The organism is Alkaliphilus crotonatoxidans (genome assembly GCF_054658015.1).
Genome location: NZ_BAAHXS010000004.1, coordinates 1,163,268 through 1,179,668 on the forward strand (window position 1 = coordinate 1,163,268; position 16,401 = coordinate 1,179,668).

The window sequence follows — 16,401 nt, forward strand, 5'->3', positions numbered from 1 at the left end:
CAGTCAATTGAAAAGAAAGGCTGTATTTTCCAGAAAACTTAATTCTAAAATAGCCCCTTCCCTCATATGAATTATTAAGACACTTTAATAGAGGGGGGTTAAAGGTTTGAAGGATTATATTGAGAAACGGGTATTGGAGATTGCCTATTTCATCATTAACGAAGGAGCTACAGTCAGGCATACAGCACGGGTATTTGGAGTAAGTAAAAGTACCGTACATAAAGATGTAACAGAAAGACTTCCTAAGATAAACCCTCTGGTGGCCAATCAAGTAAAGCAAATTCTTGATATTAATAAGGCTGAAAGACATATTCGAGGTGGAAGAGCAACAAAGCTAAAGTACAGAGCAGGAAATGAATAGAGAGCACGATAAACTAACCAGTAAAAAAGACCTTCTTAGCCATAAGAGGGTCTCTTGATATTTTTTGAAAAAGTACAAAATTTGTTCTAAAATTATATATATACTATTTATATAAACATGATATAAATTAAGAAAGAAATTTAAATGGAATGGAAAGTTACAAACAATTAGAATTAAAATATTTTATCTAATTATTACTAATTACAACTATGTATAATTAGCAATAACGTGTCACTAAACTTCTTTACATATAAATTGGGACTTGTATTTAGAAAAATCATAATATATAATTTAATTATAGTTAATTTATGTATTTATTGGATTATACTGGAGTTTTGGTTTCTCTTATCAATTAATAAAGAGCAAATATAATTATATATGAAGACGTCTATTACTGCTATCTATTCAAAATTTTATACTTATTAACTATGAATGAGAAAATTTCATTCAAATAATTTCCAATCATAAAAATTTCATAAAAAATGAAGACAAAACTTCAATTCTGTGATATTAGTTAAGCTCTAACCCAAAACCATACACAGGAGTGAAGTAAATGTCTTCTAAATACATCATAGCAAAAAAGTCTCCCATATACCAGTTTTTAATTGGGCTTAATTTCTCTTTGTTTTTTACGAAGCCTAATTTTATCCATATCCTTGAGTTTATGACTGCTGCTGTTCAAAAGGGGTATCGTGGAACAATCTCTGATTTGGCCACCTTAAGTCTCTCTGCCTGTCACAGAACGTCTTTAGGCAAATTCTTAAGCCAGGGAAAATGGAATCATGCTTTTATGTGGCAGGCCATTAAGAAATCAGTCCTTAGCCTGATTTTTAAGCTCTCAAAGGATACTCAAGAGCCTTTCTTCGTGATTTTTGATGATACCATTGTTGAAAAGACAAAGCCTTCGTTACAGGCGATTCGTCCTATTGAAGCCGCTGGTTTTCATCATTCTCACCTAAAAAGAAAGCAGGTCTATGGACACCAAATGCTTTGTGTGATGCTCTCCTGTTGTAAAAAGTCTTTTATCTATCATATCGAAAGATATGTCAAAGACGTCAAAAGCAAAATTGAAATGGTATGTGAACTGGTAGAAAATCTTCCAATACCAGTAGGAGGAGCCTATGGGTTATGTGATTCATGGTTTACCAATGAAAAAGTCATTCAAGCCCACTTCAAAAGAGGGTACCATCTCATTGGTGCCTTGAAAACAAACAGAATCATCTATCCTAAAGGAGTTAGAATCAAAATAAAAGATTTTACCCAGTACATAGAAAAAAGCGACGTTTGCTCCGTGACCGTAAACAGCATAGATGACTGGGTTTATCGATATGAAGGAGCCTTAAATGGGATAGAGAATGCTGTTGTTTTAATGTGTTGGCCTAAAGATGCTTTTAATCACCCCAAAGCCCTCCGGGCATTCCTCTCAACTAATCCAGAATTAGAGACAAAGACAATCCTGGAATACTACAGTCAGAGGTGGCCCATAGAGATTTTTTTCAGAGAAGCTAAAAACAATTTGGGACTCAATAAATACCAGGTCAGATCTACAGAATCCATTGATAAGCTTTTGGCGCTAATTGCTTTAACCCATTTATATTGTATGACCCAGAGTAAGGAATACAGTTTCTCCAAAGGGTCGAGACAAGTCCAGAAGCAGATTAAAAAAGAGCAGATTACTTGGATCTATGAAAAAGCTAAAGAGCAAATGACATTGAATGAAATTTTCAAAGTGATGAAAGTATCCTAGGGGTACTGCATCCTGTCCATGTAAAATTTTTACAGCACTTTTTCTCAAGTATAGTTATTAACTTATTAGGGGGGTGAGATTATGAATAGTTTTAAATATTTTTTAAAAAAATCACCTTAGTGATGCTTATAATATTAATCTGTTTTTAAATTTCGGCATTTTAATTTAAGGGGAGGTTTTATTATGAGAAAAAATAGGGTAATAACTAACATTATACTTACAGTTATCTGTATTGCATTTTTAGCAAACTTTTCTTATGCTTCTTCAAATGAAGATGTAAATGGAGACTTATCTCTTGATGAAGGTGCCAATCCTTATATTATGACACCTGAGGATGCACATATTCTTAATCAAAAATTTAAAGAAATGGAAAAGAGAGATTTTAGCATACTATATGATCCGGATGCTCCATTTATAACATTAAATGTTCCCGTATATCAACAAGAAACAAGTTATTGGTGCGGTCCTGCAACTGTTAAACAAGTTGTTCAATTTATAAAGGGAAGTTCGGAAAGTCAGTCCAACTATGCAAAGCTATTAGGTACAACTACAAGTGGAACTGATATGACTGTTATTGCAGAAAAATTACGAACACTTACTGGAAAAAACTATGTATATTATTCATTTACTCAAAAGGCAGATTGGACTGATAAGTTGTTATGGGGATTAAATAATAATATGCCTGCTGTATTAGATATAGACACAAGAGAAGTTAGTGCATTTCCATATAGATCCAGTGGACACTTTGTTAATGTAAGTGGTATGGATTTGAGACATAGCGATAGAGTAAGAATTACAGATCCATATGGACCAGGTCTAGGCAACAGATGGTATGAACGTACAGATTTATATAATGCTAATAGAGCACATTGGAGAAGTGCAATTATATGGTAATCAGAACAAAAAAATCTCAAAAATTTCTTTTGTTTGGATCTTTAATGCTATGTATATTATTTAGTGTTTTAATACATGCTTCATTAATAAAATCACCAGGTTTTATTGAAAATGTAATAGAGATTGAGCCTTCTTTAGAAGAGAAACATATTATCTTTGCAGGTAAATTTGAGGAAGGGTTGATTTATGGTACATTTGATAATACGGTTAGGTTATATTTAGTTCCTCCTACAGGGGAAACTCATCGGGAAATATATAATTCTAAAACAAATGTTATTATGACTCAAATGAAAAGTTTAGGTAATTCTGTTATAATACTAGAAATTGTAAATAAAAATATGCTATCCTCTAAGGGGGATGGCATGTATTTTATATTGAAAGAAATCTCACCGGACCATGAAAAAATTCTATATGAGGATTTTTGTGAAAGAATGCCGTACTTATATAATTCAAAAGAAAACATATTACTAAATTATAACATTTATGGAAAAAGTAATTTACTTAGAATTAATCCTTCTACTGATATGATTGATACTATTGCGTCAGCTAGCTATAGATTTTCAAGTGATGGAAAATATACTGGTCAAGTTGTTGTATATGCTGGGGGCACTGAAGAAGTAATATATTACCAACTGCTAGAGCCTAACAATGAATACTTAGAAGAATGTGAAAAATATTACATTTTAAAGTATTCACTACAGGATGACGATATATTAGGCAAATATACTATTGATAATAAGTCGATGCATATTACTGGAACGAATCATTTTCTAATCACATCAGAGTATGCTTATGAATACCCCATTGAAGATAGTGGAAAAGTGTATTCAATTCAGAACAACGAAATTATTGAGCGATATCTAATTGAAAATATTAGATCGGGAGTAGACATAATTGACTCGACTATTTTAAGTGACGATGCTATTATGTTTTTAACTCCACAATATGGATATATATATAGCTATAGTAAAGATAGGCTCTACAAAAAAGATTTTTCTTCAATACGAGAGTCATCTAATTATATTAGTCTTCAAAATGATAAATTTGTATACTGGAAGCATCATGAAAACAGAACAACTTTTCATTTTATTGAATGGAGGAATACAATGCTTTCAAAGAAAATTATCTCATTAACAATAGTTTTTTTAGTGATTTTAGCAGGCTTTGCACTATTTAGAAATAACAAAAAGGATATACAGGTAAATTTTCAAAATCCAATAAGTAAAGACGAACGACTGTTTATTGTAGAGGAAGAGCCAAAAAATAATTATGAAATAACAGTATGTAATTATTATTTAGCAGAAATTACTGGTGAATTTGATCATTGGAATGAGTTGATTGATAAAGAACTATTTACTGATTTAAAAATTCTAATAGAGAATTCTAAAAATATTTATCAACAGGATAAAGGTTTTAAAGAAATTGTGATTAAAAAACTAGAAACATACAATGCTGATGAAGCAAAGCAGGATCTGGATTTAGAAACTGTTATGTTCCATTCAGGGATAGGCTTTGAAGAGTTTACCAGCAAAAATATGATTAAAGATTACAGCATTGTAAAAGTACAAGGTAATATTACCTATATGGATGATTACTATCCGCAATATCCTTCTGGAGATTTTACAGAGTATTTGATCATTGGCACCGGTAGACGAGCCAAAATTATGGCCATAAGCAATAGATAGTATTTTCTTGGTCTAATATTAAAAGGTTCAGTATTTAATTCAATATGTATATATGAGGTGGCTCCTGTTTGAGCCATCTTATTTTATGTTTTGTCCTTCGAAATAAATTCTGCCTTCCTTCAAGGGTTTTACATTCCATTTTTAATAATTTAAGTTTCAAAAAAATAAAGGGATTTTTACAAATATATAGAAGTTATCATAGTTGAATGTCGTTTTAGGAATGAATTTCGTTTTTATTGCTGAAAGGACACTAAAATTCTGGAATTGACTTAGACACAGGACTATGTCTTTTAAAATAAACAATATTGAAAGAGAGGGAAATTCATGTTTGGATTTGGATCGGATATTGGTATTGACCTAGGTACAGCGAGTGTTTTGGTTTATGTAAAAGGAAAGGGTATTGTGCTACAGGAGCCTTCCGTTGTGGCCATTGATAATAATACTAATCGAATTTTAGCAGTAGGCCATGAGGCTCGAAAAATGCTTGGGAGAACGCCAGGAAATATCGTAGCCATTCGACCTTTGAAGGACGGTGTTATTTCCAACTATGAAATGACCGAAAGAATGTTAAAGTATTTTATCAACAAAACCGTTGGCAGAAAACTTTTCTTTAAACCCAAAATTATTGTCTGTGTACCCAGCGGTGTAACCGAGGTTGAAAAAAGAGCAGTAATCGATGCTACCAACGAAGCCGGAGCTAGAATGACCTATATTATTGAAGAGCCAATTGCAGCCGCCATTGGGGCAGGCCTGGATATTTCCAAGCCTAATGGACATATGGTGGTAGACATCGGAGGCGGAACCTCAGATATTGCCGTCATCTCCCTGGGGGGAATTGTCGTCAGTACCTCGATTAAGATTGCCGGTGATAAATTTGATGAAGCCATTATTCGATATATGCGTAAAAAGCATAATATCATGATTGGTGAAAGAACAGCAGAGGATTTAAAAATTAATATTGGTACCGCCTATCCAAGAAAAGAAGAGGCAGCTATGGAGGTAAGAGGAAGAAATTTAGTATCGGGCTTACCGGTCAATATTAAAATTACCAGCTCTGAAATGCAAATGGCCCTGGAGGAATCAGTGACCTCCATTGCCGACGCCGTCCATAGTGTATTGGAAAGGACTCCCCCTGAGCTGGCGGCAGATATTGCTGATCAGGGAATTATTATGACCGGTGGCGGCGGCCTGCTGTGGGGCCTTGACAAGCTCATTGAGAAGCGCACGGGAATTCCCGTCTACATTGCAGAGGATGCGGTCTCTTGTGTGGCAAAGGGAACGGGAAAGGCCTTAGACTCGCTGCATATATTAGAACATGGTATGCAGGTTTCCAGAACAAAATACCGATGAAAAAGAGCTTAATAGGTATTCAGCACTAGATTGGAAAAATTAAAGAATATCCTCAAAGAATTCAATAAAAAAGCCGATATACTATAGAGAAGATAATTTGAGGTGGTTAAATGCTAAGAGGATTATACACTGCCGTTTCGGCGATGCAGACAACAGAAAAACGAATTGATGTCATTTCCAACAATATGGCTAATGTCAATACCACAGGCTTTAAAAGGGATGTGGTGGTAACAGAGACCTTTCCTGAGGTGCTGCTTCATAAAATTAACGGGAAGCTGCCTGTAGAAACCTTTGATTATACTGCTGGGGTTTCTGCTGTAAGGGAAGGAGAAGCTTATCAGCTAACGGCGGATAATGGTTTTTTTGCTGCCCAAACTCCCAATGGAACCAGCTATAACAGGGAAACCTATTTTGCTGTTGACCCAGAAGGGTATTTAAGAACCTACAGCAGGGATATTGATGGAAATATTGATACGACCTATGGTTATCTCATATTAGATAACGGTGGGAATCCTGTTAATGTAGGGCAACAGCCCTTTGAAATCAGCCCAGGAGGGCAGGTTGTAGTCAATGGACAGGCCATTGCCAACCTTCTTACCCGGGGTGGGCCCAATGTAATTGGTACCATTAATGGTGGACTTCGCCTCAATATGATAGAGGCCAACTATTCCCAGGGAGGCCTTGAAGAAACAGGCAACCCACTTCATTTTGCCATTAAGGGAAGGGGCTTTTTCCAGGTAATGAATCAACAGGGAGAACGCTTTTATACCAGAGATGGAGCCTTTACTTTAAATGATGCAGGTGAAATTATTAATTCAGAAGGCTACTATCTCTTAAATGAGCAGGGCTGGTCAATTCCTGTTGCAGGTCAGGATTTTATCCTGAGTGAGCAGGGAGAGATTTTGGTCAATGGGCAGGTCGTTGATCGGGTGGCCCTTATCGATATTGTCAATGAAAGAGACATCAGAAAGCATGGTGAAGGTCATTACTACATGGCCCCCAATACAGAAGCAGAGATTAGACCCTTCCAGGGCGAAGTATTTCAGGGATACTTAGAGGCCTCCAATGTCAATCCCATAAGGGAAATGGTTGAGATGATCAGTGCCTATCGTACCTATGAATCCAACCAAAAGGTTGTAAGGGCCTACGATGAAATTCTACAGCGGGCAGTAAATGATATCGGAAAGGTTTAAAAAATTGAACGAAATAACAAGGGTATTAGGCCCTGGGGTAATGGAAATATAGCATAGCATTTGATAAATAGCCATAAGAGAGGAGTAAGATTATGAGAGCGTTATGGACAGCCGCTTCGGGGATGAAGGCTCAGCAGTTGAATATTGATACCATATCAAACAACCTGGCCAATGTCAATACAACCTCCTATAAAAAGCAAAGGGTTGAGTTCAAGGATTTATTATATGCCACCTTGGGCAGGGCCGATTTAAATGATGGTGTAGGTAAGCCGGTCAATTTACAGGTGGGGCACGGAGTCATGCCGGTGGCCACCTCAAGAAATTTCTTAACGGGAAGTATGGAGCGAACAGAAAGCCCATTGGATGTAGCCATTAACGGGGATGGATTTTTTGCCATTGAAGGCCCCAATGGGGAACTGCTGTATACTCGAGATGGAAACTTTAAGCTAAGTGTTGAAGATACTGATCGGACCTTGGTGACATCCGATGGGTACTTTGTGTTGAGCGATTTTGACGATGTCATTGTTTTTGATGAAAACATGAGTGATATCAATATCGCCTCAGACGGACTAATTACCGCCAAAAATCAAGAAGGTGAAATTGTAGAAGTAGGAAGATTAAAGCTGGTGAAATTTATTAACCCTGAAGGCTTAGAGGCAGTAGGTAAAAACTTCTACAAGACCACCGTGGCATCTGGTGAAGAAATCGCCATGGAGGGTGAAGAGCGTACCAGTGAGATTTTACAGCAATATCTTGAAACCTCCAATGTACAGCTGGTGGATGAAATGGTTAGAATGATTACCGCCCAAAGAGCCTACGAGATCAATTCAAAGGCGATTCAAACCAGTGATGAAATGTTGGGCATTGCCAATAATCTGAAACGATAGGCCTGAAACAGACTTGAATAGGCAGGTGGAGTAGATGGAAATTAATAATATTAATTGGATAAATCAATCCTTATCGGTAAAAAGTGATCAAAATTTAAAGGAACAACCCGAGGAGCTGCTGAAGGCCTGTAAGGAATTTGAAAGCATTTTGGTCAACCTAATGCTTAAACAGATGCGGGCCACCGTTCCTGTGGATTCAGAAAAAAGTCAGGCTAGGGAAATATATGAATCAATGTATGATGAAGCGTTGTCTCAGGAATTGGTACAGGGTGAGGGACTCGGTCTTGCCAAACAATTATATCAGCAGTTATCTACCTTTTATCAGCGTCCATCCTATGAAGGACAGGAATAAAAAGATAGCTGTTTAAGTCTCATATTAAAAAAGAAGGGCATCATAGCTGACTATTGTCACAATCAGCTATGATGCCCTTTGCTTTAAAAAGAATTGCTGTTTAATAATTGTATCCCTGTGGAAAGTAGGATAAAATAAATAATGACAGGCTTTATTGTCATTCGTAAACAATATATAAAGAGCCGCGTTATCATGGAAGGAGTATACAATTATGTTGTTAAATAATATGGAAATACAAAGTATAATACCCCATCGTTATCCATTTCTATTGGTGGATAAAATCTTAGAAATGGAGCCGGGTAAAAGGGCTGTAGGGATTAAAAATGTTACGATTAACGAGCCTTTCTTTCAAGGGCATTTTCCTGGAATTCCAATTATGCCGGGGGTTTTAATTGTTGAGGCCCTGGCCCAGGTGGCAGCCGTTGCCTGCATGGGGCAGGCAGAAAACAAAGGAAAGCTGGGGCTATTTACTGGAATTGATCAATGTAAATTTAGGAGACAGGTGGTACCAGGAGATATCTTAAGACTTGAAGTTGAAATTACAGCCATGCGTAAGGGAATCGCAAAGGCAAGGGCTAAGGCCCTGGTAGACAATGAGGTCGCCTGTAGTGCAGATTTAACCTTTGCAATGGTAGACACTCCCCAGGGATCTCGAACTTTTACTTAATGCAGGAAAAGGGGGCAGCGGGTAAATCCCTGGCAAATTGACCTTACCAGGGAACGGAATGTGGTAATAAAAGACATTTTATATCAACTGAGTGAATAAAATTGATCCTGAGGGATCCAATAGAGGAAGAGATGACCTATGTCAAAAAGTGGACGGGCTGCGAAATCGGCCGTTATTGTAATGGCTTTTATCTTAGCCAGCAAGGCCATGGGCTTTTTTCGTGAAATATTGATTGCTGCTGTATATGGCTCTGGCGAGACCACTGACACCTATTATCTTGTATATAAGGGAATTGGAATTTTTATCAGTATACTCAATAGTGCCATACTCACGACGCTACTGCCCATTTTTAGCGAGATAAATGAAAAAAAGGGAAAAGGTGAGCTTCAGGGGTTTGCAGGTCTAATGATGAACACCGCAGGAATTTTTACGGTTCTATTGACCCTAGTCATTTGGATTATCTCGCCCTGGGCCGTAAAAATTTTGGGCCCGGGTTTTTCGGGAGAACAGGTCTCTTTAGCCGTGGAACTGTTTCGGGTTGGATTTATCATGATTATCTTTGTCATGATTACCTCCGTCATCACCGTTTATATGCATTATCATGAGCAATTTACCATTCCGGCAGCTTCAGGGATACCCCTTAATATTGTGGTAGTTGGGTTTCTGCTGTTGTTTGCCGGAATCAAGGGAATTGAAGGTCTTATGACTGCCATGGTGGTGGGCTATGGTATACAATTATTAATTATGATACTATTTCTGTTAAAAATGAAATATAAACACAGCTGGCGTACCGGCTTTCAAAGCCCCTATCTGAAAAAAACCCTTGGCCTTGCGGTTCCGGTTATGATTGGAACAACAGTTCAGCAAATTAACACTGTCATTGACACCAATCTGGCTTCTCAATTGAAGCCCGGCAGCCTTTCCAGTCTAAGCTATGCCTCAAAGCTTGAAGAAGTTATTGTGGGCGTGTTTATATTAACAGTTTCAAGTATTTTCTTTCCCATGCTGACAAAGGAATTTTCCCACCGGAATTATACTGGAATGAAGGAGATCATGTCCTATGGCATTAATTTCATTTTACTGGTAACAATACCTGTAACGGTTGGTGTCTTTGTCCTTTCACAGCCTTTAGTAAAGCTGTTTTTTGAGAGGGGCATGTTTGATGAAACCGCCACTGCAATGACCTCCATGGCCTTTATTTTTTATTCCATTGGGTTAACCGGGATCGGTATCAGGGAAATGGCCAGTAAAATGTTCTACTCCATAAAGGATACCAAGACCCCCATGCTGATCGGGGTAATGGGGGTTTTCATCAATGTTACGCTGAATTTGATTTTAATCAGATACCTGGAGCATAGCGGCCTCGCACTGGCAACCAGCATTGCAACACTGGTGTCGGCCCTTTTAATGATGATCGTATTAAGAAAAAAGCTAGGGACCATTAAGGGAAGCTATCTTCTACAAACTGCCCTGAAAATATCCCTGGCATCTGGGGTCATGGGACTGACTCTATGGTTGTTTAAGCCCCTGGTTTGGAGGGGGATTGAATTAGGATTTTCAACAGGTGTCATTTACCTGACCCTTGTTATCCTAGCAGGTGGATTCCTCTATGGTGTTTTATGCTATCTATTGGACATTAAGGAATTAAAGCTGGTTATTAATAAGGGGCAAGGTTATTTAAAGCGGAAGGGAATACTTAAATTTTAAGGTATTCAATGAATATATTATATTTGGGAATGAAGCAAATCGGGAGGGAGAGCATCCATGGATTTAAAAACCATTAAAAATTATGAAAGCTGGTTACAGGATGATTATTTTGATGAATTGACCAGGGAAGAGGTAAGGGCCCTCAGGGGGCAGGATCAGGAAATTGAAGATCGTTTTTATAAGGATTTGGAATTTGGTACTGCCGGCCTACGGGGAATTTTAGGGGCAGGAACCAATAGAATGAATCTTTACACCGTTCGTAAGGCAACCCAGGGCCTGGCTAATTACATTCTTTCCTTTGGCAAGGTGGTCTCCAAAAAGGGGGTAGCTATCGCCTATGATTCCAGGCATATGTCTAGGGAATTCAGTGAAGAGGCAGCTTGTGTGCTGGCGGCCAATGGGATCAAGGCCTATGTATTCAGGCGCTTGGTTCCCACTCCCTTATTATCCTATGCTGTCAGGGCCCTGGGGGCAACAGCGGGAATAATGATTACTGCCAGTCATAACCCCTCTAATTATAATGGTTATAAGGTATACTGGGATGACGGTGCCCAGGTGGCAACCCAGCGTGCAAAGGAAATCTCCAATGAAATAAATCGCCTGAACCAATACCACGAAATACATGCCATGGCCCTTGAAGAAGCGAAGAAGCTGGGACTCTTTCAATATATTGAAAAAGGCCTTGAGGATGACTATATTGCAGCTGTCAAGTCACTGTCCCTAAGGTCGGAGTCGATTCAAGAAGCAGGCCAAAGCCTGAAGATTATCTACACACCCCTTCACGGCACCGGTAATCTGCCGGTGAAGCGGGTATTAAAGGAAATAGGCTTTCAACAGGTATACGGAGTTTTAGAGCAGGAATGTCCCGATCCTAATTTTTCTACTGTGAAATATCCCAATCCTGAGGAAAGGGAAGCCTTTAAGCTGGCCATCGGACTGGCTGAAAGGGCAGGGGCGGAATTAATCATTGGTACTGACCCCGATTGTGATCGAGTGGGGGCTGTGGTAAAGGATCAGACCGGGGAATTTATTGTCTTAAGCGGAAACCAGATTGGTGCCCTGCTGGTGGATTATATATTAAAGGGCCTTAAAGAAAAGAAAACATTGCCTGTAAATGGTGTCATTATTAAAACCATTGTGACCAGTGAAATGGGGGCAGCCATTGCTGAATCCTATGGTGTGGCTACTTTGAATACCCTTACGGGCTTTAAGTATATTGGTGCTAAAATTAAAGATTTTGAGGAAACCGGTGAATATCAATATTTATTTGGATACGAGGAAAGCTATGGCTATTTGGCAGGAACCCATGCCAGAGATAAGGATGCAGTGGTGGCTTCCATGCTAATCTGTGAAATGGCCGCTTATTATCATACCCTGGGACTAAATTTATACCAAGCCCTTGAAAGGCTTTACCAACGCCATGGCTATTATTTAGAAGGACTAAAATCCATTACCCTGAAGGGGAAGGAAGGAATTGAAAAGATACAAGAAACCCTGGAGAATTTAAGGGTTAATCCGCCTAGGGAATTACACGGGAGAGAGGTACAGGTTTTAGAGGATTATTTAAAGGGGGAGGCCTATGATTTTGCTACAGGCCGCCACTACACCATTGAGTTGCCTAGGGAAAATGTCTTAAAGTTTAAGCTGGAGGACGAGGGCTGGGTGTGTTTGAGACCCTCAGGAACCGAGCCGAAGCTTAAAATCTATACTGGAATCAAGGCTCGAGGCCTTAATGAGGGACAATTGGAGCTAGAGCATCTATTGGAGGCCTTTGAAGAGGTCATGGGATTATCTTAACGAGGTGGTTGAATGCAGGTATTAATTATTGATGATGAAAAGCTGTTGGTAAAGGGGCTAAAAAAAAGCCTCGAGCAGGAAGGCTTTCAAGTTTCCACAGCCTATGACGGGGAGGCGGCCTGGGACACTCTCCAGAATAAGGATTTTGATATCGTTATTCTAGATCTTATGCTGCCTAAAATCGATGGAATCAGCCTTTGTCGAAGGATTAGGGAAAAATCAGAGGTGCCGATTATTATGCTAACAGCCAAGGACTCAGACATCGATAAAATCTTAGGCCTGGAGCTGGGGGCCGATGATTATATGACGAAGCCCTTTAACACCCGGGAACTGATTGCCAGAATCAGGGCCATCTTTAGACGAATGGAAAAACAGCAGAAAAAGACGGTGACCTTCAGTTCAAAAAACCTTCAGGTAAATGCCATCGATCGCTCTGTCACGATTGGAAGCAAAATAATTGATCTGACCCCCAAGGAATTTGATATCTTGGAGTTTTTAATCAGAAGCAAGGGCCAGGTCTTCACCAGGGAGCAAATATTTCAGTATATTTGGAACGAGCCCTGCTTTGATACAAGAACAATTGATGTTCATATAAAAAATCTTAGAGAAAAGCTGAAGGATGAAGAGGAGGAGCAGCCCTATATTCAAACTAAATGGGGGGTAGGCTATTACTTTAGAAAGGATTGATTAAGCATGTTCTTTTCAATCAGAAATAAGCTAACAGTCATCTATACCCTCTTAATTCTTATTCCTTTAGTGCTGGTGAATTACATGGCCGTTCAAAATATGAGCCGATCCGTATTTAATGAGGTTCAGGTGAACACTTTGAAAACCGCCAATATTATTGGGAATTTAAGTCGAGACCACATCAACGACCTGGTATATCTAAAAAGAATTACCAAGCAATACGGGTCGTCCATAGAAGGCAGAATTCTAATTGTAAATGACCAGAGAAGTGTGCTGGTAGATAGCTATAATCTGTTGGATTGGGAGACGATAAACAATAAAGAAGTAAGGGAAGCCCTGGATGGGCAAGAATCCCTAGGCTATTATGAACGGCAGGAAGACATCCTGCAGGTGGCTGTACCAATCTTTAGAACCATTGAAGGGGAAAGGCAGGTGGTGGGAATTGTATTGATCTCCACTGCCGTTACGGATCTTTATCAACAGGTAAGGGATTTTAGAAGACAGCTTAATTTGGTTTCATTTACTGCTGCCCTGGTGGGGGGGCTGGCAGCCTTTATAGCCAGTAGTCGAATGGCGGCTCCTATTGCGGCCCTTTCCAAGGCGGCTAAAAGGATTGGTCAGGGACAATTGGGAGAAACCGTACAAATCAAATCAAAGGACGAATTGGGAAGACTGGCAGATAATTTTAATCAAATGAGCCAGGAGCTATATCGTATAGATCAGGGTAGAACCCAATTTATAGGCGATGTGTCCCATGAATTAAAGACTCCTTTGGCTTCCATGAAGGCCCTAATTGATTCCTTACTTTATGGTGAAGATGATTTGGCTATTTATCGAGAATATTTACAGGATATGGATTCAGAAATTGATCGGTTAACAAGCTTGATTCAATCCCTATTGACCATGACAAAGCTAGAGGAGCAGGGAATCAAAGTTAAAGAAATAGATATAAATCTTTTATTGGCCGATACAGTAAAAATTTTAAGGCCGCTGATTCAACAAACCGCAGTAGCCGTCACGATAGACCTACCTCAATCAGTTTATGTTCAGTGTGATCCCAATCGAATACAGGAGGTTTTTATCAATCTGATGGATAATGCCATCAAATATCGAGATATATCAAAGGCCCATCAAATTGTAAGGATCTCTCATAAAATCAATCGAGATGGTCTTCATTTAATGATCGCCGATAATGGTGTTGGAATAAGTAGGGAAGATCGAGAGGCAATTTTCGAAAAATTTTATAGATCCGATGTTTCCCGCTCCAGAGATACAGGGGGAGCAGGCATTGGACTTTCTCTGGTCAAGAGAATACTTGATGTACATCACTGGAAAATCAGTGTTGAGAGCGAGTCTGGAGAAGGAACGATTTTTTCAATCCACATTCCTAAAGGTTCCTTTAGCCTTCCTTCATAGAATCTTTACAAATCTTCAGCGGCCCTTCATAAATATTGAGTATAATGTTATTACAAAGCAGCAATTAGTCTGGAAGGGAGAGAAAAAAATGAAAAGAACAATAACCATACTATTGATAGCAATTATGGCTTTATCATTGGCAGCCTGCGGCAGGCAGCCGGTAGAAACACCCCAGGACCCTGACAAGGATCAAGATATTATTATTGATCCCAAGCCAGAGGGGGAAAAGGTTGAGGTAACCCTGTATTATATGAATGAAGAATATATTGCCACTGGTGATGAAAGTCTAGAAAAGGCTATTGCCGTCAAGAGAGAAGTGCTGGTGGGGGAAAAACCCTTGGAGGAAGTGGTTTTAGCAGAGCTCCAAAAGCAGCCCCAGGAGGAGGGAATCACAACGTCCCTAGAAGAAATCAAGGTTTTAAGTGTTGAAACTGCTGAAAATACAGCCTATGTTAATTTAGCCGGAGATAAACTCCATGGAGGTTCTCTGCAGGAAACCTCGATTTTGACCCAGATGATTCTTTCTTTAACAGAGCTGGAAGGTATTGAACAGGTTCAGATTTATGTAGACGGAAGTGTAAGGGAAACCCTGATGTCTCATTATTTTATTCAGGAACCCTTAACCAGAAAGGATATAGGATACTAAGAAAAAAATCAGCGAAGACCTTCGCTGATTTTTTTATGTAAATTTTTTCGAAGATTTTGTCATTTAGTACCAGAGACCCCTTTACAAGCTTTAACATAAATGAGAAGATTTTGGTAAACGACCCAATCATATTATCATAAGGGGGAAGAGAAAAAAACTGTTATTGGTTTTGTGAAGAAATCAACTAATAGGGAATTGCAATGGTGTGCTAAGTGAATATTACATATTTTTCACTTATGTTAAAAGTGTATTACAAAGCAGTTTTTTCTTGTAAACTATGGTAGACTCTAATTATAGTCTTGGAAAAATTTCGGTGGTGGTATAAATGAAAATAATTTTTATTGTATTTTTAATTGCTCTTTATATTTTACTGGATTTTAACGGACGAGATGAAAAGCAGAAAGACCCTCAATATTGAAATATATTCTATTCCCCCTCCTCCTTCTATAGGCCTGATAATCAGGGCCTATAGTTTTTTGCAGAAAAAAAGCCCCTGTCCATTGATTCACCCTTTTAAGTCTGCTATCATAAGATGAGCAGAACAATACGTGGCTTTGGTCAGGTAAGGGAGTATATATCACAAAGGCCCTGTCGAGTCTCAGTATTCCTTTGATCAACCTAATGATCGGTCAAAAAAAAACCTTCAGTGTGAAGTGAACATCCGAAGGTTTTGTTTTTACTATGATTTCTTACTTAATTCGTGGAACTGGTTAATTAAGTCGTCTATCTGGCCATTAAGCTTTAAGATTTTCTGTTTGTCGGCTTTCTCCTCCATAAGGTGTCGCAGATGAGCTTTTAAAGATTCAATCTCGTTTTTTAGCATCTTCACTTTATCCATACTCTGCCCCCCTTAACCAATAAGTGCTGTCTAAAGAAAACATGCAGCTAAATGTAATGTTATTATACCAATGATTACATTTAATAAACAATAGATTTAAGTTAAAATTATACAAAATTCCTAAAAATAACAGACCATCCTCTAAGGAATCTTTTTCAAAATATATGATATAAT

General features: G+C 38.5%; 15 protein-coding genes. 14 read left to right on the plus strand and 1 reads right to left on the minus strand.

Annotated elements, in window-relative coordinates; genetic code table 11:
* Positions 1–106 precede the first annotated feature (106 nt).
* The 14 genes from spoIIID to ACYQ1I_RS08120 all read left to right on the plus strand — a co-directional run bounded on the left by spoIIID (position 107) and on the right by ACYQ1I_RS08120 (position 15,389).
* The gene (gene spoIIID / locus ACYQ1I_RS08055; protein ID WP_459764120.1) at positions 107–361 is read left to right on the plus strand and encodes a sporulation transcriptional regulator SpoIIID; all 255 of its coding nucleotides are present in this window, start codon (positions 107–109) and stop codon (positions 359–361) included.
* A gap of 553 nt (positions 362–914) precedes the next feature.
* Positions 915–2,108: an IS701 family transposase gene (locus tag ACYQ1I_RS08060; protein WP_459764122.1), complete on the plus strand. Its 1,194-nt coding sequence runs from the start codon at positions 915–917 to the stop codon at positions 2,106–2,108.
* Positions 2,109–2,291: 183 nt separating this feature from the next.
* Complete coding sequence (locus tag ACYQ1I_RS08065; protein ID WP_459764123.1) at positions 2,292–3,002, plus strand: C39 family peptidase; 711 nt, start codon at positions 2,292–2,294, stop codon at positions 3,000–3,002.
* Entirely contained in the window at positions 2,996–4,687 is a 1,692-nt protein-coding gene (locus ACYQ1I_RS08070; protein WP_459764124.1) for a hypothetical protein, read from the plus strand. The genes ACYQ1I_RS08065 and ACYQ1I_RS08070 overlap by 7 nt, the downstream gene beginning before the upstream one ends.
* Positions 4,688–5,011: 324 nt before the next feature.
* A complete protein-coding gene (gene mreB / locus ACYQ1I_RS08075) occupies positions 5,012–6,037 on the plus strand; it encodes a rod shape-determining protein (protein ID WP_459764125.1) in 1,026 nt (341 codons plus the stop codon).
* 110 nt (positions 6,038–6,147) lie between these two features.
* Positions 6,148–7,230, plus strand: coding sequence for a flagellar hook-basal body protein (locus ACYQ1I_RS08080; RefSeq protein ID WP_459764126.1), 1,083 nt, complete (start codon positions 6,148–6,150; stop codon positions 7,228–7,230).
* A gap of 92 nt (positions 7,231–7,322) precedes the next feature.
* Positions 7,323–8,117 (plus strand): flagellar basal-body rod protein FlgG, encoded by a 795-nt coding sequence (gene flgG, locus ACYQ1I_RS08085; RefSeq protein ID WP_459764127.1) that lies wholly within the window; start codon positions 7,323–7,325, stop codon positions 8,115–8,117.
* Between the two features lie 34 nt (positions 8,118–8,151).
* Entirely contained in the window at positions 8,152–8,469 is a 318-nt protein-coding gene (locus ACYQ1I_RS08090) for a rod-binding protein (RefSeq protein ID WP_459764128.1), read from the plus strand.
* A 211-nt stretch (positions 8,470–8,680) separates the two neighbouring features.
* A complete protein-coding gene (fabZ, locus tag ACYQ1I_RS08095) occupies positions 8,681–9,136 on the plus strand; it encodes a 3-hydroxyacyl-ACP dehydratase FabZ (RefSeq protein WP_459764130.1) in 456 nt (151 codons plus the stop codon).
* Between the two features lie 138 nt (positions 9,137–9,274).
* Entirely contained in the window at positions 9,275–10,843 is a 1,569-nt protein-coding gene (gene murJ, locus ACYQ1I_RS08100; RefSeq protein WP_459764132.1) for a murein biosynthesis integral membrane protein MurJ, read from the plus strand.
* Between the two features lie 57 nt (positions 10,844–10,900).
* Positions 10,901–12,640 (plus strand): phospho-sugar mutase, encoded by a 1,740-nt coding sequence (locus ACYQ1I_RS08105; RefSeq protein WP_459764134.1) that lies wholly within the window; start codon positions 10,901–10,903, stop codon positions 12,638–12,640.
* Between the two features lie 12 nt (positions 12,641–12,652).
* On the plus strand, positions 12,653–13,327 hold the full coding sequence (locus ACYQ1I_RS08110) for a response regulator transcription factor (RefSeq protein WP_459764136.1): 675 nt from the start codon (positions 12,653–12,655) through the stop codon (positions 13,325–13,327).
* Between the two features lie 6 nt (positions 13,328–13,333).
* Positions 13,334–14,743, plus strand: a complete 1,410-nt coding sequence (locus ACYQ1I_RS08115) for a sensor histidine kinase (protein WP_459764138.1) — start codon at positions 13,334–13,336, stop codon at positions 14,741–14,743.
* An 88-nt stretch (positions 14,744–14,831) separates the two neighbouring features.
* On the plus strand, positions 14,832–15,389 hold the full coding sequence (locus ACYQ1I_RS08120; protein ID WP_459764139.1) for a GerMN domain-containing protein: 558 nt from the start codon (positions 14,832–14,834) through the stop codon (positions 15,387–15,389).
* A gap of 679 nt (positions 15,390–16,068) precedes the next feature.
* On the opposite strand, the gene ACYQ1I_RS08125 is transcribed toward ACYQ1I_RS08120, so the two are convergent.
* Positions 16,069–16,227: a hypothetical protein gene (locus tag ACYQ1I_RS08125; protein ID WP_459764141.1), complete on the minus strand. Its 159-nt coding sequence runs from the start codon at positions 16,225–16,227 to the stop codon at positions 16,069–16,071.
* Positions 16,228–16,401: the final 174 nt, after the last annotated feature.